This is a genomic window from Mediterraneibacter butyricigenes (genome assembly GCF_003574295.1).
In the GTDB taxonomy this organism is placed as follows: Bacteria; Bacillota; Clostridia; order Lachnospirales; family Lachnospiraceae; genus Mediterraneibacter_A; species Mediterraneibacter_A butyricigenes.
The window spans coordinates 2,377,428-2,403,738 of sequence record NZ_BHGK01000001.1; the positions used below are offsets into that span (position 1 = coordinate 2,377,428).

A 26,311-nucleotide genomic window follows, 5' to 3' on the forward strand; every position below is an offset into this window, starting at 1 on the left:
GAAGAATATGAACAAACGAGCATTAAGAAAAGATTTTTATATGGAGATCCGAAGAAGTCCGGGGCGGTTTCTGTCCATTTTTCTGATTGTGGCGATCGGTGTGGCATTTTTTTCGGGAATCCGCGCAACGGAACCGGATATGCGCTATACAGCCGATGCCTATTCGGATAAATATCAACTGATGGATCTTCAGGTAATCAGTACGCTGGGACTGACCGGGGAGGATCAGAAAGCTCTGGAACAGGTGGACGGAATTGAAAAAGTAGAACCGGGCTGTTCGGTGGATGTCTTATGTGAGAGCGGTGGAAGCCAGAAGGTTCTGCATGTAATGTCACTTCTTCCGACGATGAATCAGGTAGAAGTCAGTGAGGGACGAATTCCGGAAAAGGAAAATGAATGCCTGGTTGATATGGATTTTCTGAAAAACAGTGATTACAAAGTGGGAGATCAGATTACGTTTGTATCCGGGAATGACGCGGATCTTTCGGATTCTCTGAAAGAAGAGACTTATACGATCGTCGGAGCCGGAAGCAGCCCCTGTTATATTTCATTTTACAGAGGAAGCTCTACCATAGGAACCGGATCTGTCAGCGGATTTGTGTATGTACCGGCAGACAGTTTTTCCATGGATGTTTATACGGAATTGTATGCAAAAGTGGAAGGGGCAGAAGGACTGACGGTCTTTACGGATGTTTATGATGAACGGATCGAGGAAGTAAAAGCAGAAGTTGAAAAGATTAAGAAGAGCAGGCAGCAGGCCAGGTATGATGAGATTGTGGATCAGGCAAATGAGGAGCTGGCAGATGCGGAACAGGAACTTGCGGATGCAAAGGCAGAAGCACAGGAACAGCTGGCGGATGCGAAGCAGGAACTGGACGATGGCTGGAAACAGCTTTCTGACGCCAAAGAACAGGTGAAGAGTGGAAAAGCGAAATTACAGTCGGGCAAGCAGGAACTTCTGACGCAGCAGGCAACCTTAAATGAAAAGAAAACGGAACTGGAAAATGGTTTGAAGACGCTGGAAGCTTCTCAGAAAGAACTGGATCAGAAAAAAGAGGAATTAGAGGAGAGTGCAAAGCAGGCAGAAGAACAGATCCAGGCACAGCTTGATACATGGAATCAGCAAAACGAAGCGGTTACGGGCGGAATTTCTCAGTTGAAGGCCGCGCTGGAAGCGCAACAGCAGCAATATCAGCAACTGAAAGCTGCCGGAGCGGATGAGCAGACCTTAAAAGCACTGGAAACTTCCATAGCACAGACCACAGAGCAACTGAATCAGTTACAGGATCAGAAGACGCTTCTGGATCAGGGAAAAGCTCAGATCGATGCGGCAAAAGAAAAGACAGAAAAAGAGCTTGAAGCCGGACGAAAGCAGGTTCAGGATGGCCAGACCCAGATTGACCAGACAAAGGCCGAATTGCAAAGTGGTCAGGCAAAACTTGCTGATGGACAGTCCCAGATCGACCAGGGCTGGGAAAAGATCCGTACTTCCGCTGCGACGTTCGCAGAGGCGGAAGAGGAAATTGCGGCAAATGAACAGAAATTAAAAGACGGTCAGCAGTCCTATGAGGAAGGAAAAGCGGAGGCGGACGAAAAAATTGCGGATGGGGAGAAAAAGCTTGCCGATGCGAAGGACGAAGTCAGCAAGATTGAGCATGCCAAATGGTATATCAATGACCGAAGTGCTCTGACCGAATATGACGGATATGGCGAAAATGCGGACAGGATCGCAGCGATCGGAAAAGTTTTCCCGGTCTTGTTTTTCCTGGTGGCGGCTCTGATCAGTCTGACGACCATGACCCGTATGGTAGAAGAACAGAGAACCCTGATCGGAACCCTGAAAGCCCTTGGATATTCCAAAGGATCTATTGCGGCAAAATATCTGGGATACGCATTTCTGGCCTCAGCGGGAGGCAGTGTGCTTGGAATCCTGATCGGAGAGAAAACTCTGCCGAAGATTATCCTGGTGGCGTATGGAATTATGTACGGACATATCGATACCTATCGGATTCCGTATGAGGGATATTATGCGGTGATGGCCTCAGTGGCAGCAATGCTCTGTACGGTGGGGGCGGCATGGACGGTCTGCCGGAGAGAATTGAAGGAGTCAGCGGCTGAGCTGATGCGTCCGCCGGCACCGAAAAACGGTAAACGTGTCTTTCTGGAACGGCTTGGCGGCGTGTGGAAACGGCTGAGTTTCAGTTGGAAAGCCACTGTTCGGAATTTGATCCGTTATAAAAAACGTTTCTTCATGACCATTTTTGGAATCGGTGGCTGTATGTCATTGCTTCTGGTAGGATTTGGACTGGAAGATTCCATTTCCAATATTGCAAGGCTGCAATATGGAGAAGTCCAGTGTTACGATGGAAACCTGATTCTGGATTCTTCCGCCACAACATCCGAACAGGAAGACGCGGTACAGACCCTGAAATCGGATAAACGGGTGTCAGAAGTAGAAAAGACGGTTATGGAACAGGTGAATGTAAAAGCGGAATCCGGAAAGAAAAAGCTGGATGTTTACCTGGTGGTTCCGGAAGATGTGGAAAAATATAAAGACTTTGTGACGTTTCAGAATCGGGTGACAAAAGAAGCCTATACCCTGCAAGATGGCGGTGTCATTTTGTCAGAGAAAGCATCCTCTCTTTTGAAGGTAAAAGCCGGAGATCAGTTAGTGATCAAGGATGATGTGCAGGGGGAAATCAAAGTGAAGATCGATCAAGTCTGTGAAAATTATATGGGGCATTATATTTATATGACGCCGGAAACCTATAAAGATCTGTTTAAAAGGGAACCGGAATATAATGCAGCCTGCTTCCAGATGAATCCGGAAGATGTATCGAAGATAGAACGGGTGGGAGAAAAGGTACTGAAAAGCGATGGAGCACTGAGTATGAGTTACATGACGGAGATCGAAGATCAGGTAGATTCTATGTTGTCCAGTCTGGATTTTGTTCTGGTAGTATTGATCTTGTCTGCCGGAATGCTGGCATTTGTAGTGCTTTATAATTTGAATAATATTAATATTACGGAGCGGAGAAGAGAATTGGCTACTTTGAAGGTTCTTGGCTTCTATGATGGAGAAGTGTCCGCGTATGTGTATCGGGAAAATGTGATTCTGACCCTGATTGGGACGATTCTTGGATGTGGAATGGGTACGGTACTGCATCGGTTTGTGATCACCACTGCCGAGATTGATACGGTCATGTTCGGAAGAAATATTGATCCGACCAGTTACCTGTACAGTGCGCTGATCACCGTTGGATTTTCCCTGTTTGTGAATTGGGTGATGTATTATAAATTAAAAAAGATCAATATGGTGGAATCTATGAAGAGTGTGGAATGACGGGAATTAAAGAACGAAAGACTTTCACAGAATGTACATAAATATCTGTTAGACTGAAAAAATGTGGAAAGGAGAGATACCCATGAGTAAAGGAACAATTCTGGTAGTAGATGATGAAAGCAGAATGCGAAAACTGGTCAAAGACTTTCTGAAGCGGGAAGATTATACCGTATTAGAAGCTGGTGACGGTATGGAAGCAATGGATATTTTTTATGCAAATAAAGAGATAGATCTGATGATTTTGGATGTGATGATGCCGAAGATGGACGGATGGCAGGTGTGCCGGGAGATCCGGAATATCCCATCCAATATTCCGATCATTATGCTGACGGCAAGATCCAGTGAACAGGATGAATTACAGGGATTTGAACTGGGAGTGGATGAGTACATTTCCAAGCCGTTCAGTCCGAAGATTCTGGCAGCAAGAGTCTCTGCAATTCTGAGAAGAACGGCAGGAAGCGGAGAGGGCGATGTGCTGGAAGCAGGTGGAATCCATGTGGATAAAGCGGCCCATGAAGTGAAGATTGACGGAGAAAATATCGAATTAAGCTTCAAGGAATTTGAATTGCTTACTTATTTTATGGAGAATCAGGGAATCGCGCTTTCCAGAGAGAAGATTCTGAACAATGTCTGGAACTATGATTATTTTGGGGATGCAAGAACCATTGATACCCATGTAAAGAAACTGAGAAGCAAGTTGGGAGAAAAAGGGGATTACATCAAGACCATTTGGGGGATGGGTTATAAATTCGAGGTAGCAGAATGATGAAACGATCCTTAAAGCGTCAGATGACCGTGGTATTTGTGGGGTTGATTATTACCATCCTGGCCGTGATGTTTGTGACGAATTCTAATTTTCTGGAACAGTATTATGTGGTCTATAAGATGGAAGATCTGACCAATATGTATAAGGCGGCAGAAGAGAAAGTAAAAGACGGTTCCCTGGGAGAAGACGATGCCAATGAGGCGTTGAATCATTTGTCGGAAAAATCCAACATCTCAGCGATTATCGCGGATGAGGATGGAAGCATCTTGTTTATGACGGCCAGAGAGAAAAACGGTCAGCTTTTTGCCCAGTTGATGGGGTATCTGATCGGGGAGAATCAGGACGAAGGAAAGCTTTTGAAGCATCGGAAGAACTATGAACTGCGCAGGATCACAGATCCATCCAATGATACGGAATATCTGGAAATGTGGGGGTATATCAACGGAAAAGATCTGTTTATTATGAGAACGCCCATGGCCGGAATCAGGGAGAGCGCTTCGCTGGCTAATAAATTCCTGCTGTATATGGGCTGTATCGCAATTCTGATCAGTTCCGTTCTGGTCAGCTATTTTTCCAGAAAGATTACAGAGCCGGTGTTGGAACTGGCAGAGATTTCGAAGAAGATGGCGAATCTGGATTTTGATGCCAAGTATGTAAGCGGCGGAGAAAATGAAATCGGAATCCTGGGAGAGAATTTTAACCGGATGTCGGAAACACTGGAGCATACTATTTCAGAACTGAAAAGTGCCAACAATCAGCTACAGCAGGACATTGAGCAGAAAGAAAAGATTGAGCAGATGCGGACGGAATTTCTGGGAAATGTATCCCATGAACTGAAGACACCGATCGCTTTGATTCAGGGATATGCAGAAGGGCTGAAAGAAGGCGTCAATGACGATCCGGAGAGCCGGGAATTTTATTGTGATGTCATCATGGATGAAGCTTCCAAGATGAATCAGATGGTGAAAAACCTTCTGGCATTGAACCAGTTGGAGTTTGGACAGGAAGAATTGCAGATGGAGCGCTTTGATCTGACCGGACTGATCAAAGGTGTATTGCAAAGTTGTGATATTCTGATCCGTCAGGCAGAGGCTACGGTACAGTTCGTTGAAAATGGACCGGTCTATGTGTGGGCAGATGAGTTTAAAACAGAGCAGGTTGTCAGAAACTATCTGACCAATGCCATTCATCATGTGGATTTTGAGCGCAGAATCGAAATACGGATGCTCCAGCAGTCTGACAATGTAAGAGTCAGTGTATTTAACAGTGGCAAACCAATTCCGGAAGAAGACTTAAGTAAACTCTGGGATAAATTCTATAAAGTTGATAAGGCACATACCAGAGAGTACGGTGGAAACGGAATCGGACTGTCTATCGTAAAGGCAATCATGGAGTCCTTCCATCAGAAGTATGGCGTGAAAAACTATGACAACGGTGTGGAGTTCTGGTTTGAACTGGATACAAAGGCTTCGTAGGGGCCGGGCATGGAACAAAAAGGTGCGATGTACTTTTTAGTCGATATTATAAAAATAAAATCGAAGAAAAGACCAAGAAGAAACAAGTTCAGGATTCAGGAAAAGGAGTGAGGAAATGCAGAACTATTCAGGAGATATCAATTTACAGTATCATACACAGCTTCGACCGGGAGACGTAGGAGAGTATGTGATCCTACCGGGAGATCCGAAGCGCTGCAAGAAGATTGCAGAACATTTTGAAGATGCAACACTGATCGCGGACAACCGGGAATATGTGACCTATACCGGATTTTTAGACGGAGTAAAGGTCAGCGTGACTTCCACTGGAATCGGAGGCCCGTCGGCTTCTATCGCTTTGGAAGAACTGGTAAACTGCGGAGCCCACACCTTTGTCCGGGTGGGAACCTGTGGCGGAATCGATCTGGATGTAAAAGGCGGTGATATTGTGATCGCAACCGGGGCCATCCGAATGGAAGGAACCAGCAAAGAATATGCGCCGATCGAATATCCGGCAGTGGCAGATATTGACGTGGTGAATGCGCTGCGGGGCGCAGGAAAGAAGTTGGGATACACCTGTCATACAGGCGTGGTACAATGCAAGGATTCGTTCTATGGACAACATGACCCGCAGTTGATGCCGGTATCTTATGAATTGATGAATAAATGGGAAGCCTGGAAAAAGATGGGCTGCAAAGCTTCCGAAATGGAATCGGCAGCATTGTTTATTGTGGCAAATTACCGGAAAGTGCGGTGCGGATCCTGTTTCCTGGTAGTGGGCAATCAGGAGCGTAATGCACTGGGCATGGAAAATCCGATCGTACATGATACAGAAGCAGCCATCACCGTTGGGGTGGAAGCGCTGAAGATGCTGATCCGGGAAGACTTGGAAGAAACCAATATCATAGCAAGCTCAATAAGCTAATTCGTAAAAATTTTCGTATACGAATTATTTACGAATTATTATGCTAAACGAGATGTAACAATATGGAATGAAATGTAACGAAATAAGCGGTAGCATGACGGGATAAGATATTGATACTCAGCAGAATCCGCTTGTTTTCAGGAGGATAGAGTAAATGATAGCAATCATAGATTATGATGCGGGGAATATCAAGAGTGTAGAAAAGGCACTGATTTCTCTGGGACAGGAAGTATGTGTGACCAGAGATGCCGATGAAATTTTACAGGCAGATAAGGTGATCCTTCCGGGAGTGGGGGCTTTCGGGGATGCCATGGAGAAACTCCACAGATACGGTCTTGTGGACGTGATTCGAAAGGTGGTGGAAAAGAAGACACCTTTCCTGGGAATCTGCCTGGGGTTACAGCTTTTGTTTGAACGAAGCGATGAAGCATCCGGTGTGGAAGGATTGGGAATCTTAAAGGGAGAGGTACTGAAAATTCCGGCGGCAGAAGGATTGAAAATCCCGCATATGGGATGGAATTCCCTGCAACTGAAACATAATGGGAAATTGTTTCAGAACTTAGGTGAGGAAACCTACGTTTATTTTGTGCATTCTTATTATCTGAAAGCAGAGGATCCGTCCATTGTAAAGGCTACGACGGAATATGGGGTATCCATCGATGCGTCGGTAGAGCAGGAAAATGTATTTGCATGTCAGTTCCATCCGGAAAAAAGTTCGGATGCGGGACTTCAGATTTTGAAAAATTTTATTGAGCTTTAACGGAGGGACTGAAATGTTTACGAAAAGAATTATTCCCTGTCTGGATGTAAATGACGGAAGGGTAGTAAAAGGTGTGAATTTTGTGGATCTGAAAGATGCCGGAGATCCGGTAGAGATTGCAAAAGCGTATGATAAAGCGGGCGCAGATGAACTGGTATTTCTGGATATTACGGCTTCTTCTGATGCGAGAGAAACCGTGGTTGATATGGTGCGGAAAGTGGCCGAGTGCGTGTTTATTCCGTTTACCGTGGGCGGAGGAATCCGGACGGTCGATGATTTCCGTGCGCTGTTACGGGAAGGCGCAGATAAGATTTCCATCAATTCTTCTGCGATCAACAATCCGCAGCTGATCCGGGATGCGGCAGACAAATTCGGAAGCCAGTGTGTGGTTGTGGCAATCGATGCCAAACGACGGGAAGACGGAAGTGGCTGGAACATTTATAAAAACGGTGGCCGGATCGACATGGGGATTGATGCCGTAGAATGGGCACAGAAGGTAGAATCTCTGGGTGCCGGGGAAATCCTCCTGACCAGTATGGACAGTGACGGAACCAAGGCGGGTTATGATCTGGAACTGACAAGAAAGATTGCAGAGAGTGTTTCGATTCCGGTGATTGCATCCGGAGGAGCCGGAAAGCTGGAACATTTTAAAGAAGCATTGACCGAAGGAAAAGCAGATGCCGCACTGGCAGCATCCTTGTTCCATTATAAGGAACTGGAGATCCGGGAAGTAAAGGAATATCTGCGGAAAGAAGGCGTCTCGGTACGGTTGTAGAGCAGAGGGGCAGAGCGTAAATCCACTGGGAATTTCCGGGAGCAATTCGTGAGAAAAAAGAATCGAAAGATTCGCGGACAAGAATTAAAGCAAGATATAGAAGAAAAAGTGTAGCAGAAGAGAAAGGAAGAGAGTCATGGCAGGGATCAACGGAGACTGGTATGAGGCTTTGAAAGGAGAATTTAAAAAGCCCTATTACCGCAAATTATTTGATACGGTGAATCAGGAGTACCGAACGCAACAGATTTTTCCACCGGCGCAGGATATTTTTAACGCATTTCATCTGACTCCGTTAAAAGATGTGAAGGTAGTGATTCTGGGGCAGGATCCGTATCATAATGTAGGACAGGCACATGGTCTTTGCTTTTCCGTACAAAAAGGGGTGAAGATTCCGCCATCCCTGGTCAATATTTATCAGGAACTTCATGACGATCTGGGGTGTACGATTCCACACCATGGATGTCTGACAAAATGGGCACAGCAGGGAGTCCTGATGCTGAACACCGTGTTGACAGTTCGTGCCCATCAGGCCAATTCCCACCATGGAATCGGCTGGGAGGAGTTTACGGATGCTGCGATTATGGCATTAAACGGACAGGATCGTCCTATTGTCTTTATTCTCTGGGGAAGTCCGGCGCAGAGAAAAGCACAGATGCTTACCAATCCGAACCATTTGATTCTGAAAGCACCGCATCCCAGTCCGCTGTCTGCTTATCGTGGCTTTTTCGGCAGTCGGCCGTTCAGTAAGACCAATCAGTTCTTAGAGGCACATGGTGTGGAGCCGATTGACTGGCAGATCGAGGATTGAATTGGCTGAAACTTGATTTTCCCGGGAGCTTCCCGTATAATGAGAAAGTAGTCTGACTGAAAGAATGAGCGGGGAAATGGGATGGACAGAAAGATTAAGCGAGACGGAATTGTAACAGGAATCGGGGCGGTGTTGTTTGTTGCTGTTTTTTTTCTGAACAGGGCGTTGGGATTTGCGGATCAGGTGCTTTTGATCTGTTATCTTGCGGCTTATATTCCTACGGCGTTTTCGGCCTATCGAACCGTGATAAAACATATAAAAGAATGGAAAATTTTTGATGAGCATTTTCTGATCGTCCTTGCGACCATCGGCGCATTTCTGGTGGGGGAATACGCAGAGGCCGAGGCGGTGATGCTCTTCTTTCAACTTGGCAAGTTTTTGGAAGCGGTGTCTCTGGAAAAGAGCAAGCGTTCCATTGAAAAATATATGGATATCAAACCAACCTACGCTAATCGGATCGTACGCGGAAAAGAATTTCAAATCGATCCCAAACATTTGAAAATTGGGCATGTGATCGTAATCAAGCCGGGGGAACGGATTCCGGTAGATGCTGTGGTGACTTCCGGTAACAGTACCATTGATACCAAAGCTCTGACTGGAGAAGCAGTTCCGCGCGCAGTGAAGACCGGCGACAAACTTTACAGCGGCTCTATCAATCTGACCGGTGCGCTGGAAGCGAGAGTGGCAAAAGAGTACCAGGATTCTACGGTTGCAAAGATTCTGGATCTGGTGGAAAAAGCCAGTGAGAGAAAGGGGGAGCATGAAACCTTTGCGGAGCGTTTTACAAAATGGTATACACCGATCGTTACGCTTCTGGCATTTGCGGTCATGCTGATTCCGGCATTTACTTTTGCAAAAGATGATCTGTATCCCTGGATTTACCGTGGATTGATCGTCCTGGTAGCGGCGCTTCCCTGTGGGCTGATGGTGTCGGTTCCGCTGGCATTTTTCGGTGGGATCAGTTCGGCTGCAAGACAGGGAATCCTGATAAAAGCTGTGGGGCTTTTAGAAGATTTGACAAAAGTAGACACCTTTGTATTTGACAAGACGGGTACCCTGACTGAGGGACAGTTTTCTGTGGCAGAGATCTGTCCGCGGAGGATGGGGCCGGAAGAATTGTTGGAAAAGATTGCTTATGCGGAAAGTTATTCCAATCATCCGATTGCCTATTCGCTTCGAGAGGCCTATGAGAAGCCGATAGAAAAGAAACGGCTGAAATGGGTGCGTGAGTTTGCAGGATATGGTGTGAAGGCTACTCTGGATGGGCAGGAAGTATTGGTTGGAAATCAGAAATTCCTGAATCAGAATCAGATTTTCTGTCCGAAGACGGGAAAATCAGGAACCGGCGTGCATCTTGCGGTGGACGGAGAATATGAGGGATACATTCTGATCCGGGATGAATTAAGAGAAGATACATCGGATACGATCCGGGAGCTGAGAAAACGTCAGATGTCTCTGGTCATGCTGACGGGAGACAATGAACAGGTGGCAAAAGAGATTGGCAGAAAGTTGAAAATAGACTATATTTACGCCAATCTTTTGCCGGAAGATAAAGTGGAACAGGTAGAAGAATTCCTGGAAAGCGAAATGGGAGAAGAAAAACTGGCCTGTGTGGGGGATGGATTAAATGATGCTCCGGTACTGGCACGGGCGGATATCGGAATTGCCATGGGTGGTCTGGGTTCGGATGCCGCAATCGAAGCAGCGGATATCGTCCTGATGGAAGATGAGCCTTATCAGATCATAACCGCATTGAATATTGCAAGGGAAACTGTGCGTGCAGTGAAGCAGAATATGTTTTTTGCCATAGGGATCAAAGTAATTCTGTTGATACTGGCGGCAATCGGATATGTGTCCATGAAAAATGCGATCATTGCGGATATGGCGGTGATGATCCTGACGCTCTTAAATTCGTTCTGGACGATCCGATATTCGGAATCGTGAGAATTGAAATCTGAAAATAGAACGAAGAAAGTATAAAAGAGTTTTGAGCGGAACAGCATGGAAAGGAACGTGGAAGTGATATGAAGAAAAAACTGGGTTTAATCAGCTTGAGTTTGAGTATATTGTTACTTTTTACAGGGTGTGAAGCTTCAGATCCTGTTCAAACAGGAACGACTCTTTTGAAAGAAAAAAAATATGAGGAAGCAATCACCAGTTTTGAGACGGCAATTGAGAAAGAGCAAAACGAATCCGAAGCATTTCGTGGTGTGGGAATCGCACAGTATGAACTGGGTAATTACGAAGATGCACTGACGGCGTTTAATCAGGCGCTGGAATTCGAGGATGCGGTAAAGACCCCTACGATTTACAATCTAATGGGAATCTGTTCCATGAAATTGACGGATTATCAGGGGGCTGTCAATAATTTTAATGCAGGTATCCTTGTAAGTGAGAATGAGAAAAAAATAAGACAGGTGACGCGGAGACGGGAAAAGAGGAAGATACAGATTATACAGAAGTTCTGAAAGAAATGCGTTATAATTTGATAGTCAGTTATGAAAAACTGGAAGACTGGGAAAATGCAAAGCAGGCAGTCGCAGACTATCTGGAAAATTATCCGGATGACGAAGCGGCTCAGAAAGAAGCCGCCTTTTTGGAGACCAGGTAAAGAAAGAATGGAAATATTTAATGGGAGCGTGGACAAAAAGCCAGACTTCCGACCAGAATTTCCGGATCGGGTACCGCAGGAAGAGACAGCGGACAGAGCCGCCAGTTGTGATAAGAAGGATCCGAGGGCTCCTGAGCTCTCGCGATCCAGTATGCAGACTGGCAATTTTCTCCGGGAACCAGACAGAAATTGTCAGTAGGTACAGATAGGCCGGTTCCGGTGCCTTTCAGCAGAGCTTCTTTCATGGTCCAGTAACGATAAAACCAGTTCAGTTTGAGTGAATCCGGGAGTTTTTCCCAGGCAGATACTTCGAGAGGATGAAAGAAACGTCGGATCAGGCGTTCTTTTTTTGCAAGATCTTTTGTGAATTCATCGGAGACAACAGGAAGACGTTTATGTTCCAGATCGATTCCGACAGAATACTCTCTGGAAAAGCAGGCAGCGACCCATTCTCCGGAATGCGTCAGACTGAAAGAAAGATTACTGTTGGGAAGAAAAGGTTTTCCGTGAGGGCCTTTTTCGAGCCGGATCTGATCTTCGATAAGTCCTTCCAGAGAGGAAAGAAGCTTTTGGGTAAGAAGATGTGCCTGTACATGTGGAAGAAATTTGTCATGACAGTCAGGGACAGGACAATCCGGACTGTGCAGCAGATATACACGGATTTCTTCTTTTTTCAGAGAAGAACAGGATACAGATTCAGTTAAAAAATCCCAGGAGGGAATGGAAAGAACAGATAATTTCAATGGTAGGTCCTCGCAGTCTTTTATATGAAAATTGTTTCAAAGAATTTCTTTCATTATCGGTCGCAGGAAGAGGCCTGTCAAGTAGGGAATCAAAAGTATAAAATAGCAGGAGGTAGAATCCGAATGGGGTATGAGATAGAAGAAGTAGAAGAGCGAGTGATCCTGGTGGGGGTTGCGGATGGCGTCATGAAAGAGACGGAAGACTCTCTGGATGAATTAAAAGAATTGGTGCGAACAGCCGGAGCCACTGTTTGCGGAAGCCTTTTACAGAAACGGGAGGCAGTCCATCCGGGCACCTATATCGGAAAGGGAAAGATTCAGGAATTGAAGTTCCTGCTCTTTGAGACAGAGGCAACAGGGATTGTATGCGATGATGAGCTGTCGCCGGCACAGATGAGTAATCTGGAGCGGGAACTGGACTGCAAGGTCATGGATCGGACACTGTTGATCCTAGATATTTTTGCACAGCGGGCGATCAGCAGCGAGGGAAAGATTCAGGTAGAACTGGCGCAGCTTCGATATCGAGCATCCAGACTTGCGGGGCTCGGAAGTTCCCTGTCCAGACTGGGCGGAGGGATCGGAACCAGAGGTCCGGGAGAAAAGAAACTGGAGATGGACAGACGACTGATCCGAAGCCGAATCACACAGTTGAAAAAGCAGTTGGAGGAAGTCCGGGCACACCGGGAGATCATCCATGCGAAACGAGGCAGATCCAATCTGAAAACAGCAGCACTGGTGGGGTACTCCAATGTGGGAAAAAGCACCTGTTTAAATGAACTGACCGGTTCAGACATTCTGGCGGATGACATGTTATTTGCTACACTGGATACGACCACAAGGGTTCTGACCCTTCCGGATAAGCAGGAAGTCCTTCTGACAGATACCGTAGGCTTTATTCAAAAACTTCCGCACCATCTGGTAGAAGCATTTAAAAGTACGTTAGAGGAAGTACTGTATGCGGACATTATCATTCATGTGGTGGATGTTTCCAATCCGAGAATGGAAGAGCAGATGCATGTAGTCTATGAAACTCTGAGGGAGCTGGGGGTAAATGGAAAACCGGTGATCACTGTTTTTAACAAACAGGATCGACTGGAAGAATCGGTACACATCAAAGATCTGAATGCGGATCGGACCGTGGAAACCTCGGCGCATACCGGAGAAGGGCTGGAAGAACTGAAAGAAGCCCTGTCTGAGATCCTGAGAGCAGATCAGATCTATGTGGAACGATTATTTCCTTATGACCAGGCAGGACGGATCCAATTGATCCGAAAAGAAGGTCAGCTTCTGAAAGAAGAATATAAGGAGAATGGAATTGAAGTCAAAGCCTATGTTCCGAAAGAATTATACACAAAAGTAACAGGAATCGAGTAAAAAGCGAGAACGGAAAACACAGAGAAACAACAGTGTGAGTAATAAAATGAAGAAAAAGGAACGACAGTTGGAGAAGAAGCAGAAATTGGAAGAAGAGAAAATGACAGAAAATGAAGTGAAAAGCGAAACGAAAAATGAACTGGGAACGGAACAGGTTGGAAAACTGATCGCAAAATTTTCCATTCCGGCGACCATCAGCATGCTGGTTAGCTCCCTCTATAATATTGTGGATCAGATTTTCATCGGACAAGGCGTGGGCCTTCTGGGAAATGCAGCCACCAACATTGCATTTCCAATCAGCATTATCTGTACGGCGACTGCCCTGCTTCTGGGGATTGGAAGCGCATCCAATTACAATCTGGAAACAGGAGCAGGGGAAGATAAGAAAGCGTGTCGGATCATGGGAAGCGGTCTGGCGGCTCTGGTAATAGGCGGGGTGTGCATTGCGGTGATTGTATTGCTGTTTTTGAATCCATTGCTGCATGTGTTCGGTGTGACAGAAGAAGTGCTGCCATATGCATTGGATTATACCGGGATCACGGCTTTCGGAATTCCGTTTCTGATTTTGACAACAGGCGGAAATCATATGATCCGTGCAGATCGAAATCCGACCTATTCCATGACCTGTATGCTGAGCGGCGCGATCATCAATACGATTCTGGATCCACTGTTTATTTTCGGATTCCACTGGGGAATCAAAGGAGCAGCCTGGGCTACAGTGATCGGACAGATTTTTTCGGGATTGATGGTGATCGTCTATTTCGTGAAATTTAAGAATCTGAATCTGAAAAAAGAAATGTTGCGGCCGAGACTTGTGTACCTGAGTCCAATTTTCTCTCTGGGAATGGCGTCCTGTATCAATCAGATCGCAATGGCAGTAGTTCAGATCACCATGAACAATGTGTTGCGATATTATGGGGCGGCTTCTTCTTATGGAGCGGAAATCCCACTGGCATGTGCGGGAGTCATCTCGAAAGTAAATATGGTCTTCATGGCAATCTGTATCGGAATCTCACAGGGATGCCAGCCGATCATTGGGTATAACTATGGAGGAAAAGACTATAAACGGGTTCTGGAAACCCTGCGGAAGTCTATTGTGTTGATCTTCGGGATTGGATGTGTGTTTTTTCTTTGCTTTCAGTTATTTCCAAGACAGATCATCGGAATCTTCGGAGGTGGAGAAGAAGCCTATTTTCGGTTTGCGGAGCGATATTTCCGGATTTATATGTTCCTGACCTTTGTAAATGGATTGCATCCGTTGATTTCAGGAGGATTCACTTCAATCGGAAAAGCCAGACTGGGTGCGGTGGTTTCCCTGACCAGACAGATCTTGTTCCTGCTGCCATTGATCGTGATCTTCCCAATCTTTTTCGGAATAGACGGAGTCATGTATGCAGGACCGATTGCAGATGCAGCGGCCTTTGCCGTGGCGGTAGTTTTTGGGATCCGGGAAGTGCGGAAGATGAAAGCAGTGTGATTTTTTACTTTTTCTCCGGCAACTGCGCCAGTATAATCGCCGCAAACATCAGCACACAACCGAAGGTTTCGCGCAGGGACAGATTCTGATGCAGGATCAGCCATCCACCCAGTACGGAAAAGACGGATTCCAGACTCATCAGCAAGGCTGCGATCGTAGGCTGAGCATATTTCTGGGCTACCACCTGAAGGGTATAGGCGACACCGCTGGACAATACTCCGGTGTAAAGCAGCGGAAGGATCGCATGGGAGATCCCTGACAGAGTCGGCGTCTCCAGAAGAAACGCAAAGAATAGATTGATCACAGAAGCAATAAAAAATTCCAGACAGGCCAGACGAAGGACGTCGGTCTTTGGGGAATAGTGGTCGATTGCCATGATCTGCAGTGCAAAGATAAATGCGCAGAAAATGGCGAAGGAATCACCTTTTGTTAATGTAAAGCCCCCGGACATACAGAGCAGATACATACCGGCTACGGCAATCAGCACCCCGATCCAGATATTCGGGGTGATTTTTTTGCGGAAAAAGATTCCCAGGATCGGAACCACCAGAATATACATGGCGGTCAGGAAACCGACTTTTCCGGCCGGAGAATATACCAGCGCAATCTGCTGGACTGCAGAAGCAAATGCAAGAGGAATTCCGCACCATAGACCGGCAATCAGTAAAAGTTTTTTATCAAGTGGCGGAACTTCTTTGAGATAAAGTTTTCGTTTTTGGTCAGAATAAAAGATAACCGGAAGAAGGATAACGGATCCGATCAGGAAGCGGATTCCGTTGAAGGAAAAGGGTTCCAGATAATCCATACCCATCTGTTGTGCTACAAAAGCAAGTCCCCAGATCAGGGCAGCCAGAAACAGGCAGGCATTTGTCTTTTGTGTACTCATGTAACATATAACCTCCGTTTAAATATAACCACCGTCAAATCCAATCACCTGCCCGGTTAAATATTCGGGCGAGCGGGACAGATCGTATAAAAAGTTTGCGACTTCTTCCGGGCGTGCAAATCGTCCGGCCGGGATTTCTTCTGCCAGATTTTTCCGGTCCGTTTCGGAAAGACGTGCATTCATATCGGTATCAATGACTCCGCAGGCAACAGCGTTGACCTGAATGTTGCTGGGGGCCAGTTCTTTTGCCAGAGCCTGAGTCAGACCCTGTACACCGGCTTTGGAAGCGGAATATGCCACCTCGCAGGAAGCACCGACTCTTCCCCACATGGAGGATACATTCAGGATCTTCCCGGATTTTTTGCTGATCATGGAAGGAAGGACTGCGCGACAGGTATAAAATACGGAAGACAGATTGGTGCGGATGATGCGATCCCAGTCCTCATCGCTTAGATCACACAACAGTCCGAAGTGTGCGATCCCGGCATTGTTGATCAGAATATCAATTCCATCGCAGTTCGCTTCAATCTGTGCATACATCTCCTGAACCTGTCTGGAGTCGCTGATATCTCCGATCAGCGGGATACATTCCGTTTCTTTTTCGGTCAGTGTGTGGCAGAGTTCCATTAACGGATCTGCGGAATGAAATCCATTTAAAAATAAACGGTGTTCTCCGTCAGCAAAGGCAAGTGCGCAGGCACGCCCGATTCCTCTGGAAGCACCGGTGATCCATACATTTTTTTTCATTTGATTCACCTCAAAGCTTGATAGACTCACAGTTTCTACATTATACAATAGATCAAAAAGAAAAAAAAGATGCAATAAAAAGGATTCTGAATCAGAAACGTGGGAAACGAGAATGGAGGATGGAAAAACGAAAAATGATGTGATATGATGAAACTATACATCGAAACGATTCGACAGGAGAGAGAAAATGATTGATAAAGCCATTGAATTTGCGACAAAAGTACACGAAGGTCAGTTTAGAAAAGGAACCAGCAGACCCTATATCGTGCATCCCATCGAGGTCAGCGATATCGTGGCAACGATGACAGAAGACGAGGAAATCATCAGCGCAGCAGTTCTTCATGATACGATTGAGGACTGCGAATCGGTGACGGCGGAGGTTCTGGAACGGGAATTTGGCCCGCGGGTTGCGGGAATGGTTGCTTTGGAGAGTGAGGATAAGTCCAAGACCTGGAAAGAGAGAAAAGGAGCGACGATCCGGTTCATCAAAACGGCACCCCGAGAGGTTCAGATGATCGGACTGGCGGACAAGCTTTCCAACATGAGGGATATCGACCGGGACTATCCGGTCCATGGAGAAGAGTTATGGAATCGATTTCGGATGAAGAGCAAACAGGCAATCGCCTGGTATTATAAAGGGGTCAGAGATTCTTTGAAGGATACATTTGCAGGAGTTCCGGCGTATGAAGAATACTGCAGGCTTGTGGTGAAAAATTTCGGGGAGAATGAAGAGCATGAGCCGGAGTAAGCAGGTATCTCGGAAGAAATTTATACTGCTGACGACCGGTGGCACTATCGCTTCCGTGGAGACACAGAACGGACGGATGCCCGGAATCAACGGGGAAACCCTGATCCGTCAGATCGATGGGCTGGAGCAATTGTGTAAGGTGGAAATAAGACCGGTATGCAGCATAGACAGTACGGATCTGACGCCGAAACACTGGAAACTGTTGGTGGAGACGATCCGGGATTTCTATGAGGATTACGATGGATTCGTGATCAGTCATGGAACGGATACGATGGCATATACGGCGGCGGCCCTTTCGGTGATGTTACAGGGTCTGAATAAACCGGTGATCCTGACGGGATCTCAGCTTCCGATGGAAGCGGCAGGGACGGACGCAAAACAGAATTTATATGATGCATTTTTATATGGAATCCGACCGGAGGCGCGGGGAGTGTCCGTTGTCTTCAATGGAAAGGTAATCGATGGACTCTGTGCCAGAAAATGGAAGACGGAAAGTTTTGATGCATTTGTCAGTATTAACAGACCGCTTCTGGCGACGATTGAAAACGGACGGGTGAAGATTGAGACTACAGCCGGTGTGTTTCGGGATGCGGGAATCAGCGAAAAGCCCCAATTTTACCTAGAGATGGAAGAAGACCTCTGTGCGCTCAAACTGACACCGGGAATCAGCCGGGAAATGGTTCGTCAGATCCTGATGCAGACAAAGGGTGTGTTGATCGAGGGGTTTGGTCTGGGTGGAATTCCAAACTATCTGGAAGAAGTATTCGAAGAGGTCATGCCGCTTCGAAAAGAGAAAGGTTATCTTACAGTGATGGAGACACAGGCTTTGCTGGAAGGAACGGATTTGAGTGTGTACGAAGTGGGACTTCGGGCAAAGAAAGAGTTGGGCATGGAAGAATCCGGAAGACTTACGGCAGAAGCAGTCACAGCCTGCATGATGTGGCAGATGGCTCATCCGGAGAAAGAAAATATATTGGAAACATGTAGGACATATCTGGAAACGTTTGCACATAATGTGTAAAAAATGATACAGGCTGGAGAAAACGTGAAGAAAGAAAAAAAGAAAGTGATACTGGAAGCGGGAATGGCAGTGATGCTGTTCCTGCTTGTGGTCATAGGAGGTCGTGTCTGTCTGAAAGCAGCAGACGGAAGCAGGTTGGCGACTGGGAGTCAAGCAGAACAGAGCACGAAAGAGACAAAAGCTCAGAAGCAGTCAGAGCAGGATGGGAACGCAGCAATACAGCCAAAGGATGGAAAGTCGAAAAAAGACTCAGAGGAAGCTGAGACTGCGGCAAATGTACAGGAGGGATATCCGATTCTGGGTACGTCTGCTGTAACAGCAAAGGAACTGGCAAATTATTTTAAAACGGCGAATCTTCCATATCCGTCAGAAGTCCTCGGAAAAGGCGGAGCGGAAGATATCGAAACCTTTGCACAGATTTACTGTGAGGAAGCAAAAGCAGAGGGTGTGCGGCCGGAGGTGGCGTTCGTCCAGACCATGAAGGAGACGGCATGGCTGCAATATGGCGGAGACGCGAAGATTGAGCAATATAATTTTGCGGGGATCGGAACCACCGGAAACGGCGTGCAAGGAGACAGTTTCCCGGATGTGCGAACCGGGATTCGGGCACAGATCCAACACCTGAAAGCCTATGCGACGGAGGAACCGTTGAATCAGGACTGTGTGGATACCAGATATCAGTATGTGATCAAAGGAAGTGCCCCTTATGTGGAATGGTTGGGCAAACAGGAGAATCCGCAGGGACAGGGCTGGGCAACAGCAGAAAAATATGGAGACTCTATTGTGGAGATGATCCAAAATCTTCCGAAGCCTTAGATGCAGCCCGGGCGACATCTTTCGAAGGATGTTTTAAGAGGACTGTATACTTAACAGATGTCAGCACATCTTAAGATTCCGTAAATTCCTTGACAAATCGGCGTTAGAAAGCTATGATATAGCATAGTTAATGGAAAATTAACGGTGGATAGGTGGCTTCAGCCTTCAAAAGTGCAGGGCACCAAACGGCGAGTGCCGTATCTTGATTCGCCCTTTACAGTTTGTAGAGGGTTTTTTTATGTTTGAAAGTATGAAAAAACTGTGAAATATAAGGAACGAGGGAAAGGTCAGGTAAAAAACATGAGCAAACAGCTTGAAAAAACGTACAACCCGAAAGAGATCGAACCAAAGCTTTATGAGCGATGGTGCGAGAAGAAATATTTCCATGCAGAGGTAGATCGCAGCAAAAAACCGTTTACGATCGTGATGCCGCCTCCGAATATTACCGGAAAGCTGCATATGGGACATGCAGTGGACAACACCCTGCAGGATATTCTGATCCGTTATAAGAGAATGCAGGGATATAATGCTCTGTGGATCCCGGGAACAGACCATGCAGCAATTTCTACGGAGGTAAAGGTTACCAATCAGTTAAAAGAAGAAGGTATCGATAAAAAGGAACTGGGAAGGGAAGGGTTCCTGAAACGTACCTGGGAATGGAAAGAAGAGTATGCAGGAACTATCGAAAAACAGTTGGAGAAACTGGGTGTATCCTGTGACTGGGACAGAGAACGTTTCACTATGGACGAGGGCTGTTCTAAAGCAGTAGAGGAAGTCTTCATCAGCCTCTATGAAAAAGGATATATTTACAAGGGATCCCGTATTATCAACTGGTGTCCGGTATGTAAGACTTCCCTTTCTGATGCAGAGGTAGAGCATGAGGAGCAGGACGGACATTTCTGGCACATCAAGTACCCGATCGTAGGAACCGATGATTTCCTGGAGATCGCAACTACACGTCCGGAAACGATGTTGGGAGATACAGCCATCGCAGTACATCCGGATGATGAAAGATATAAAGATATCGTAGGAAAGAAAGCATTACTTCCGTTGGTAAATAAAGAGATTCCGATCATTGCAGATTATTATGTAGACAAAGAATTCGGAACCGGAGCCGTAAAGATTACACCGGCACATGACCCGAATGACTTTGAGGTTGGTAAACGTCACAACTTGGAAGAAATCAACATCATGAATGATGATGCCACCATCAACAGCAAGGGTGGAAAATATGCTGGAATGGATCGGTATGAAGCGAGAGCTGCAATTGTTCATGATCTGGAAGAGCAGGGCTATCTGGTGAAGATCGCTCCGCATTCCCATAATGTAGGGACCCATGACAGATGCCATACCACCGTAGAGCCGCTGATCAAACAGCAGTGGTTTGTAAAGATGGACGAACTGGCAAAACCGGCAATCAACGCCCTGAAGACCGGAGAACTGAAGTTTGTTCCGGAAAGATTTGACAAGATTTATCTGCATTGGCTGGAAAATATCAAAGACTGGTGTATTTCCAGACAGATCTGGTGGGGACACAGAATCCCGGCTTATTACTGTGATGAATGTGGAGAAGTTGTGGTATCCCGTGGTGTACCGGAGAAGTGCCCACATTGCGGATGTACACATTTTACACAGGATGAGGATACACTGGATACCTGGTTCAGTTCCGCCCTGTGGCCGTTCTCTACGTTGGGATGGCCGGAGAAAACAGAAGATCTGGACTATTTCTATCCGACCAACGTACTGGTAACCGGATATGATATCATCTTCTTCTGGGTAATCCGTATGGTATTTTCCGGATATGCACATACCGGAAAGGCTCCGTTTAACACGGTTCTGATTCATGGACTGGTTCGTGACTCTCAGGGAAGAAAGATGAGTAAGTCTCTGGGAAATGGTATCGATCCGCTGGAAGTCATCGATCAGTACGGAGCAGATGCCCTTCGACTGACTCTGGTAACAGGAAATGCGCCTGGAAATGACATGCGTTATTATAGTGAACGTGTGGAAGCCAGCCGTAATTTTGCAAATAAAGTATGGAATGCTTCCCGTTTTATCCTGATGTACATGGAAGAAAAGGGAGTGGAAGAACCGGATCACAAACTCTTTACACCGATGGACCGCTGGATCTTATCCAGAGTGAACAGTCTGGCAAAAGAAGTGACGGAGAATATGGACAAGTATGAACTGGGAATCGCAGTTCAGAAAGTATATGACTTTATCTGGGATGAGTTCTGTGACTGGTATATCGAGATGACAAAATTCCGGATCTATCAGGCAGATGTCAATCCGGATGCAGCGAACTGTGCACTTTGGGTATTGAAGACGGTTCTGAAACAGGCGCTGAAACTGCTTCATCCGTTTATGCCATTTATCACAGAGGAAATTTACGGAGCGCTGGTTCCGGAGGAAGAATCCCTGATGATGTCCGAGTGGCCAGTTTATAAAGAAGAATGGAACTTCGAGAAAGATGAGCAGATCATCGAGCACTATAAGGCTATCACCCGTGGAATCCGTAATATTCGTACCGAGATGAATGTTCCAAACAATCGCAAGACCAAGATTTATGTGGTATGCGGAGAGGATTGGATTACAGAAGGCCTGTCAGAGATTGCGGATTCTGTAGTCGGTCTGATGGGCGGAACAGAACTTCTGTTCCAGAAGACAAAAGAAGGAATTGCATCCGATGCAGTTTCCATCGTAGTGCCGGATGCAACGGTCTATCTGCCGTTGGATGAACTGGTTGACTTTGAGCAAGAACGCGCCAGACTGGAAAAAGAAAAGACCAGACTGGAAAAAGAGATTGCCCGTGCGAAAGGAATGCTTGGCAATGAGAAGTTCTTAAGCAAAGCACCGAAGGCAAAGGTGGATGAAGAAAAAGAAAAACTGGAAACTTATACTCAGATGTATGAGCAGGTAATCGAACGTCTGAAGATTCTGTAAGAGGGAAATCTGACAGATGGAAGAACAAAGGAAGTCTGTTGGACGTAAGACGTGATAAATTAGACATGATAAAAGAAAACATCAAATGAAACAGAGAGGTTCAGAATGCGAAAGATTCGGGTAAAGAAGCCGGATATCAAGGGCTTTTTTCAAAGAGTGAGAAACATAAGGTGGGGGGACATCAAACAGTATATCAAAGCGCGAAGAGAACGCAGGGCGCGGATTCTGGAAAAGCGCAGAAACAGTGCGTTTGCAAAGAAGATGCAGCCGGTCTATAAGTGGATGAACAGACTGTCGTTGCTGTGCCACTTTGTACTGGCATGTATTCTGAATTTTCTGATCGAAGTGATTTCCAGGCATTCCCTGTTTGCAGCCTGGAATTACCTAATTGGATCACCAAAGGTATTTTTATTCAACACGTATCTGATTTTTGCAACTTTTTCCATTGTATATCTGTTTAAACGGAGAGTGTTCACCAGGATTCTGCTCAGCGTATTCTGGCTGATTCTTGGAATCAGCAATGGCTATATGCTGATGAAACGAGTGACCCCGTTTAATGCGCAGGATCTGAAGGTGGCATCGGATGCGGTGTCGCTGATCAACAACTACTTTAATCCATTTGAGCTGACCCTTCTTGCGATCGGTATCGTGGCAGTGGTGGTCTGGGTGATCTCCATGTGGCGAAGAGGCGGACAGTATACCGGGAAAATTTACCGGATCCCGGCTTTGCTCGGCGTGGTAGTCTGGATTGGTGGTTATGTGGTGTTGACCAATGTTGCTATCGACCAGCGCGTGGTGTCCAACTATTTCGGAAATATCGCATTTGCCTATGAAGATTATGGATTTCCATACTGCTTTACGGCCAGCGTGTTTAATACCGGAATCAATGAACCGGCAGACTATACCAAAGAGACGATGGATGAGATCACGGATAACGGGGATTATAACAAGAGTGTGACCGGAAAGGCCACGGACGAACTGCCGAATATTATGTTCGTCCAGTTGGAATCTTACTTTGATCCGACAGAGGTGGAATGGCTGACCTTCTCCTCAGATCCTATCCCGAATTTACGGAATCTCTATGCCAATTATTCCAGAGGGTATTTTAAGGCACCGTCTGTGGGAGCGGGAACCGCCAATACGGAATTTGAAGTGCTGACCGGAATGAGTATGCGTTTCTTCGGACCGGGAGAATATCCGTACAAGACCTACGTCAAAGAGAATGTCTGTGAAAGTGCGGCCAGTGCCCTTGGCAAGCTTGGCTATGGAACCGAAGCACTTCACAACAACGGTGGTAATTTCTACAGCCGTGCCAAAGTATTTAATAACATGGGATTTGATCATTATACCAGCAAGGAGTTTATGAATATTCTTCAGACCACTCCGAAAGGCTGGGCTACCGATGATGTGCTGATTCCGAATATCATGGAATCTATGGATACCACAGAAGGCAGGGATTTTGTCTTTACCGTCAGCGTACAGGGACACGGAGATTATCCGACCGAACCGGTTCTGGAAAATCCGGAGATCATTGTAGGCGGTGTGGAAGACGAAGGAAAGCGAAACGCATGGGAGTATTATGTCAATGAAGTCCATGAGATGGACAAATTCGTGGGTTCTCTGATCCAGAAAGTACAGGCGAGAAATGAACCGACCGTTCTTGTCTTTTACGGAGACCATCTTCCGACGCTCGGACTGGAAGCAAAGGATTTGAAGAGCCGCTATCTGTACAACACCAATTATGTGATCTGGGACAATATCGGACTGGAAAAGAAAGATATGAACCTTGCGGCATATCAGATTATGGCTGAAGTTTTTGACCGGCTGGACATCCATGCGGGTACAGTCTTTAATTATCATCAGAACCGCAGAAAGAGTAAGAATTATCAGGCGGATCTGGAACTTCTGCAGTACGACATCCTCTATGGCAAACAGTATGCTTATCAGAAGAATGGTGCGCCGATCACAGAAGGACACATGGAGATGGGGGTCAAAGATGTGGAAGTCACGGATCTGATTTCCCAACTGGACGGAACGTACAGTATTTACGGAGAAAACTTTACCAAGTGGAGTAAGGTTTATGTAAATGATGAAAAACAGGACAGTAAGTTCCTGAATAATACAAGAATTGAATTGACGGATACCAAGCTTGAAAACGGAGATGAGCTGGAGATCAGCCAGGTTGGATCCAGCAACACGATTTTCCGGACTTCACAGACTTATGTTTACCAGGATGGCAAGCTGATGAAGAAAGAAGACTGGGAAGCATGGAAGGCTGAGCAGGAGACTCAGGAAGCCGACGGTGCACAGCCGGAGACAGATCAGGCAGCGGAACAGTCAGTGTCAGAGCAGCAGCCATAAAATTTGTTGAAAAAGGGCGTACGATTTTCGAAAAAAGAAGGGCCGGTGCCTTGAAAATTTTATGGACAGTGCGTATCATGAAACTGTACTGATTTTTCGCGAAAACAGGAGTATCATAATGAATAAGAGGTGTCAGAAGTATGTTGGATTTTGAGGAAGAGCTGAAAAAGTTCAAACCAAGTCTGGAAGTCGAGGATATAGAAGATGCGGTCTACCAGGAAGATCTGTCGGATATGACGGATCTTTTACGGGAAGTAATGGATCAGACCGGGAAATAGTTCCGAAGACTGCATGATGGAGAAAATCAATGAATTATAAAGATAAGATCTTATATCAGTCCAATTACTGGTATAATGACGGGTTGAGAAAGGCACAGATCCGGGATCTGTCCGGAGCCATTCTTTCTCTTCGGAAAAGTCTTCAGTACAACCGGGAAAATATCGCAGCGAGAAATCTGCTGGGGTTGGTTTATTACGGACGGGGAGAGATCGCAGAGGCGTTGGTGGAATGGATCATCAGCAAGAATCTGAAAGCCCATGACAACATTGCAAATTATTATATCGAGAATGTAAGAAGCTCTCAGAGTGAACTGGAAGCATACAACCAGGCGGTAAAGAAATTTAATCAGTGTCTGACTTACTGTGAACAAGGCGGCGAGGATCTGGCAATCATCCAGTTAAAGAAGATCGTGGCATCGCAGCCGGGGTTTTTAAAGGCGCAGCAACTGTTGGCCCTGTTGTATCTTCATACCGAACAGTATTCGAAGGCCCTTCAGGTACTTCGCAGTGCAAGAAAGTTGGATACCACCGATGAGATGACACTGCGTTATACCCATGAGATTACGCAGAAAAAAGGAAAACGTTCCAGAGAACCCAAAGAACGTGCGGCAAATACCATCACTTACAAGCTTGGAAATGAAACCATTATCCAGCCGGCGAGTGCGGCGATGAAAGGCGTGGTAATGAAAGTAACCGCGGTCAATCTGGCTCTGGGAATCGCGATCGGTGCAGCGATCTTGTGGTTTTTGGTTCTTCCGGCCGTGATACAGTCCAGAACAGATGCCAATACAAAGCAGATTCAGGAATTCAGCCAACAGTATGCAGCACAGCAGGCACAGATCAGTGCCCAGAAAAAAGCGCTGGATGAATACCGCAATAACAGCGAAGAGACTCAGGCTGCCGTAGCGACCGCATCCAGTACCAAGGATAGTTATGAAAATCTGATGACGGTATCAGATCAGTATAATGACGGAAGTTACAGTAATGCGACCATGGCGGAGACCTTACTTCTGGTGAACCGAGATTCATTGGGAACCAGCGGACAGGAGCTCTATGACCGTCTGGCAGGGGATATTTTCTCCGCAGTCTGTGATCGTCAGTATTCTGCCGGAGTCAATGACATTGATGTGGGAGATTATGCAGGGGCCGTCGAGGCACTGACACAGGTGATCAAGATGGATGAAAGTTACGGAGATGGGGAAGGCCTGTATTATCTGGGCGTGGCATATGCGAGAAACGGGGATATAGAGAATGCCAACACGCAGTTTAAGCGGGTGATCGAACTGTTCCCGGATTCGGATCTGGCAGATCAGGCGCAGGAGGCATTGGACGGAAAGATCCAGACGCAGTCGGACAGTAGTTCCTCTTATGATTCGTATGACGATGAATCTTACGAGGACGAAGAATAGAAGCAAAGAAGAGAAAATCGAAGAAAATAAAAGAAACAAAACGAAAGA

At 46.3% G+C, this 26,311-nt stretch carries 22 protein-coding genes; 19 read left to right on the plus strand and 3 right to left on the minus strand.

Annotated features, from left to right (window positions below):
• The first annotated feature begins 7 nt into the window (after positions 1–7).
• The 10 genes from KGMB01110_RS11715 (at position 8) to KGMB01110_RS14935 (ending at position 11,460) form a co-directional block, all read left to right on the plus strand.
• A complete protein-coding gene (locus tag KGMB01110_RS11715; RefSeq protein ID WP_117888054.1) occupies positions 8–3,343 on the plus strand; it encodes an FtsX-like permease family protein in 3,336 nt (1,111 codons plus the stop codon).
• Positions 3,344–3,425: 82 nt separating this feature from the next.
• Positions 3,426–4,109, plus strand: a complete 684-nt coding sequence (locus KGMB01110_RS11720; RefSeq protein WP_117603332.1) for a response regulator transcription factor — start codon at positions 3,426–3,428, stop codon at positions 4,107–4,109.
• Entirely contained in the window at positions 4,109–5,584 is a 1,476-nt protein-coding gene (locus tag KGMB01110_RS11725) for a sensor histidine kinase (protein ID WP_117603475.1), read from the plus strand. Before KGMB01110_RS11720 ends, KGMB01110_RS11725 begins: the two co-directional genes overlap by 1 nt.
• Positions 5,585–5,699: 115 nt before the next feature.
• Entirely contained in the window at positions 5,700–6,506 is an 807-nt protein-coding gene (gene udp / locus KGMB01110_RS11730) for a uridine phosphorylase (RefSeq protein WP_119298476.1), read from the plus strand.
• A gap of 154 nt (positions 6,507–6,660) precedes the next feature.
• Positions 6,661–7,266 (plus strand): imidazole glycerol phosphate synthase subunit HisH, encoded by a 606-nt coding sequence (gene hisH, locus KGMB01110_RS11735; RefSeq protein ID WP_117603334.1) that lies wholly within the window; start codon positions 6,661–6,663, stop codon positions 7,264–7,266.
• Positions 7,267–7,279: 13 nt separating this feature from the next.
• Positions 7,280–8,041 (plus strand): imidazole glycerol phosphate synthase subunit HisF, encoded by a 762-nt coding sequence (gene hisF, locus KGMB01110_RS11740; RefSeq protein WP_117603335.1) that lies wholly within the window; start codon positions 7,280–7,282, stop codon positions 8,039–8,041.
• Positions 8,042–8,177: 136 nt separating this feature from the next.
• Positions 8,178–8,849, plus strand: coding sequence for a uracil-DNA glycosylase (locus tag KGMB01110_RS11745; protein WP_117603336.1), 672 nt, complete (start codon positions 8,178–8,180; stop codon positions 8,847–8,849).
• 81 nt (positions 8,850–8,930) lie between these two features.
• A complete protein-coding gene (locus KGMB01110_RS11750) occupies positions 8,931–10,793 on the plus strand; it encodes a heavy metal translocating P-type ATPase (RefSeq protein WP_119298478.1) in 1,863 nt (620 codons plus the stop codon).
• A 179-nt stretch (positions 10,794–10,972) separates the two neighbouring features.
• Positions 10,973–11,317: a tetratricopeptide repeat protein gene (locus KGMB01110_RS11755; protein ID WP_170141720.1), complete on the plus strand. Its 345-nt coding sequence runs from the start codon at positions 10,973–10,975 to the stop codon at positions 11,315–11,317.
• 5 nt (positions 11,318–11,322) lie between these two features.
• Entirely contained in the window at positions 11,323–11,460 is a 138-nt protein-coding gene (locus tag KGMB01110_RS14935; RefSeq protein ID WP_156085442.1) for a hypothetical protein, read from the plus strand.
• A gap of 17 nt (positions 11,461–11,477) precedes the next feature.
• Here KGMB01110_RS14935 and KGMB01110_RS11760 read toward each other — a convergent pair whose 3' ends face one another.
• On the minus strand, positions 11,478–12,203 hold the full coding sequence (locus KGMB01110_RS11760; protein ID WP_170141721.1) for a 4'-phosphopantetheinyl transferase family protein: 726 nt from the start codon (positions 12,201–12,203) through the stop codon (positions 11,478–11,480).
• A gap of 123 nt (positions 12,204–12,326) precedes the next feature.
• Here KGMB01110_RS11760 and hflX point away from each other — a divergent pair, with 123 nt between their 5' ends.
• Both hflX and KGMB01110_RS11770 read left to right on the plus strand, forming a co-directional pair.
• Positions 12,327–13,577: a GTPase HflX gene (hflX, locus tag KGMB01110_RS11765; RefSeq protein ID WP_119298483.1), complete on the plus strand. Its 1,251-nt coding sequence runs from the start codon at positions 12,327–12,329 to the stop codon at positions 13,575–13,577.
• A gap of 100 nt (positions 13,578–13,677) precedes the next feature.
• The gene (locus KGMB01110_RS11770) at positions 13,678–15,054 is read left to right on the plus strand and encodes an MATE family efflux transporter (protein WP_170141746.1); all 1,377 of its coding nucleotides are present in this window, start codon (positions 13,678–13,680) and stop codon (positions 15,052–15,054) included.
• Positions 15,055–15,058: 4 nt separating this feature from the next.
• Here the strand turns inward: KGMB01110_RS11770 and KGMB01110_RS11775 are convergent, their stop codons facing one another.
• Both KGMB01110_RS11775 and ymfI read right to left on the minus strand, forming a co-directional pair.
• A complete protein-coding gene (locus tag KGMB01110_RS11775) occupies positions 15,059–15,940 on the minus strand; it encodes a DMT family transporter (RefSeq protein ID WP_117603341.1) in 882 nt (293 codons plus the stop codon).
• 18 nt (positions 15,941–15,958) lie between these two features.
• Positions 15,959–16,687, minus strand: a complete 729-nt coding sequence (ymfI, locus tag KGMB01110_RS11780; protein ID WP_117603342.1) for an elongation factor P 5-aminopentanone reductase — start codon at positions 16,685–16,687, stop codon at positions 15,959–15,961.
• 187 nt (positions 16,688–16,874) lie between these two features.
• On the opposite strand from ymfI, the gene KGMB01110_RS11785 reads away from it, so the two are divergent.
• The 7 genes from KGMB01110_RS11785 (at position 16,875) to KGMB01110_RS11810 (ending at position 26,263) form a co-directional block, all read left to right on the plus strand.
• Entirely contained in the window at positions 16,875–17,435 is a 561-nt protein-coding gene (locus KGMB01110_RS11785) for an HD domain-containing protein (RefSeq protein WP_117603343.1), read from the plus strand.
• Complete coding sequence (locus KGMB01110_RS11790) at positions 17,422–18,456, plus strand: asparaginase (protein ID WP_170141722.1); 1,035 nt, start codon at positions 17,422–17,424, stop codon at positions 18,454–18,456. Before KGMB01110_RS11785 ends, KGMB01110_RS11790 begins: the two co-directional genes overlap by 14 nt.
• Positions 18,457–18,480: 24 nt before the next feature.
• Positions 18,481–19,272: a glucosaminidase domain-containing protein gene (locus tag KGMB01110_RS11795; RefSeq protein ID WP_243112808.1), complete on the plus strand. Its 792-nt coding sequence runs from the start codon at positions 18,481–18,483 to the stop codon at positions 19,270–19,272.
• Between the two features lie 300 nt (positions 19,273–19,572).
• Positions 19,573–22,215 (plus strand): valine--tRNA ligase, encoded by a 2,643-nt coding sequence (locus tag KGMB01110_RS11800; protein WP_119299216.1) that lies wholly within the window; start codon positions 19,573–19,575, stop codon positions 22,213–22,215.
• Positions 22,216–22,320: 105 nt separating this feature from the next.
• Complete coding sequence (locus KGMB01110_RS11805; RefSeq protein ID WP_119298487.1) at positions 22,321–24,576, plus strand: LTA synthase family protein; 2,256 nt, start codon at positions 22,321–22,323, stop codon at positions 24,574–24,576.
• 140 nt (positions 24,577–24,716) lie between these two features.
• Entirely contained in the window at positions 24,717–24,854 is a 138-nt protein-coding gene (locus tag KGMB01110_RS15055; protein WP_170141723.1) for a hypothetical protein, read from the plus strand.
• 29 nt (positions 24,855–24,883) lie between these two features.
• The gene (locus KGMB01110_RS11810; protein ID WP_119298489.1) at positions 24,884–26,263 is read left to right on the plus strand and encodes a tetratricopeptide repeat protein; all 1,380 of its coding nucleotides are present in this window, start codon (positions 24,884–24,886) and stop codon (positions 26,261–26,263) included.
• The last annotated feature ends 48 nt before the right edge of the window (positions 26,264–26,311 follow it).

What these genes read in the sequence shown, in the direction of transcription:
- KGMB01110_RS11725 (WP_117603475.1), top strand. Translation starts at nt 4,109, where the DNA reads ATGAAACGATCCTTAAAGCGTCAGATGACCGTGGTATTTGTGGGGTTG.
- KGMB01110_RS11720 (WP_117603332.1), top strand. Translation starts at nt 3,426, where the DNA reads ATGAGTAAAGGAACAATTCTGGTAGTAGATGATGAAAGCAGAATGCGA.
- KGMB01110_RS11785 (WP_117603343.1), top strand. Translation starts at nt 16,875, where the DNA reads ATGATTGATAAAGCCATTGAATTTGCGACAAAAGTACACGAAGGTCAG.
- hflX (WP_119298483.1), top strand. Translation starts at nt 12,327, where the DNA reads ATGGGGTATGAGATAGAAGAAGTAGAAGAGCGAGTGATCCTGGTGGGG.
- KGMB01110_RS14935 (WP_156085442.1), top strand. Translation starts at nt 11,323, where the DNA reads ATGCGTTATAATTTGATAGTCAGTTATGAAAAACTGGAAGACTGGGAA.
- KGMB01110_RS11770 (WP_170141746.1), top strand. Translation starts at nt 13,678, where the DNA reads ATGACAGAAAATGAAGTGAAAAGCGAAACGAAAAATGAACTGGGAACG.
- ymfI (WP_117603342.1), bottom strand. Translation starts at nt 16,687, where the DNA reads ATGAAAAAAAATGTATGGATCACCGGTGCTTCCAGAGGAATCGGGCGT.
- hisF (WP_117603335.1), top strand. Translation starts at nt 7,280, where the DNA reads ATGTTTACGAAAAGAATTATTCCCTGTCTGGATGTAAATGACGGAAGG.
- hisH (WP_117603334.1), top strand. Translation starts at nt 6,661, where the DNA reads ATGATAGCAATCATAGATTATGATGCGGGGAATATCAAGAGTGTAGAA.
- KGMB01110_RS11810 (WP_119298489.1), top strand. Translation starts at nt 24,884, where the DNA reads ATGAATTATAAAGATAAGATCTTATATCAGTCCAATTACTGGTATAAT.
- KGMB01110_RS11805 (WP_119298487.1), top strand. Translation starts at nt 22,321, where the DNA reads ATGCGAAAGATTCGGGTAAAGAAGCCGGATATCAAGGGCTTTTTTCAA.
- KGMB01110_RS11790 (WP_170141722.1), top strand. Translation starts at nt 17,422, where the DNA reads ATGAGCCGGAGTAAGCAGGTATCTCGGAAGAAATTTATACTGCTGACG.
- KGMB01110_RS11800 (WP_119299216.1), top strand. Translation starts at nt 19,573, where the DNA reads ATGAGCAAACAGCTTGAAAAAACGTACAACCCGAAAGAGATCGAACCA.
- KGMB01110_RS11775 (WP_117603341.1), bottom strand. Translation starts at nt 15,940, where the DNA reads ATGAGTACACAAAAGACAAATGCCTGCCTGTTTCTGGCTGCCCTGATC.
- KGMB01110_RS15055 (WP_170141723.1), top strand. Translation starts at nt 24,717, where the DNA reads ATGTTGGATTTTGAGGAAGAGCTGAAAAAGTTCAAACCAAGTCTGGAA.
- udp (WP_119298476.1), top strand. Translation starts at nt 5,700, where the DNA reads ATGCAGAACTATTCAGGAGATATCAATTTACAGTATCATACACAGCTT.
- KGMB01110_RS11750 (WP_119298478.1), top strand. Translation starts at nt 8,931, where the DNA reads ATGGACAGAAAGATTAAGCGAGACGGAATTGTAACAGGAATCGGGGCG.
- KGMB01110_RS11745 (WP_117603336.1), top strand. Translation starts at nt 8,178, where the DNA reads ATGGCAGGGATCAACGGAGACTGGTATGAGGCTTTGAAAGGAGAATTT.
- KGMB01110_RS11715 (WP_117888054.1), top strand. Translation starts at nt 8, where the DNA reads ATGAACAAACGAGCATTAAGAAAAGATTTTTATATGGAGATCCGAAGA.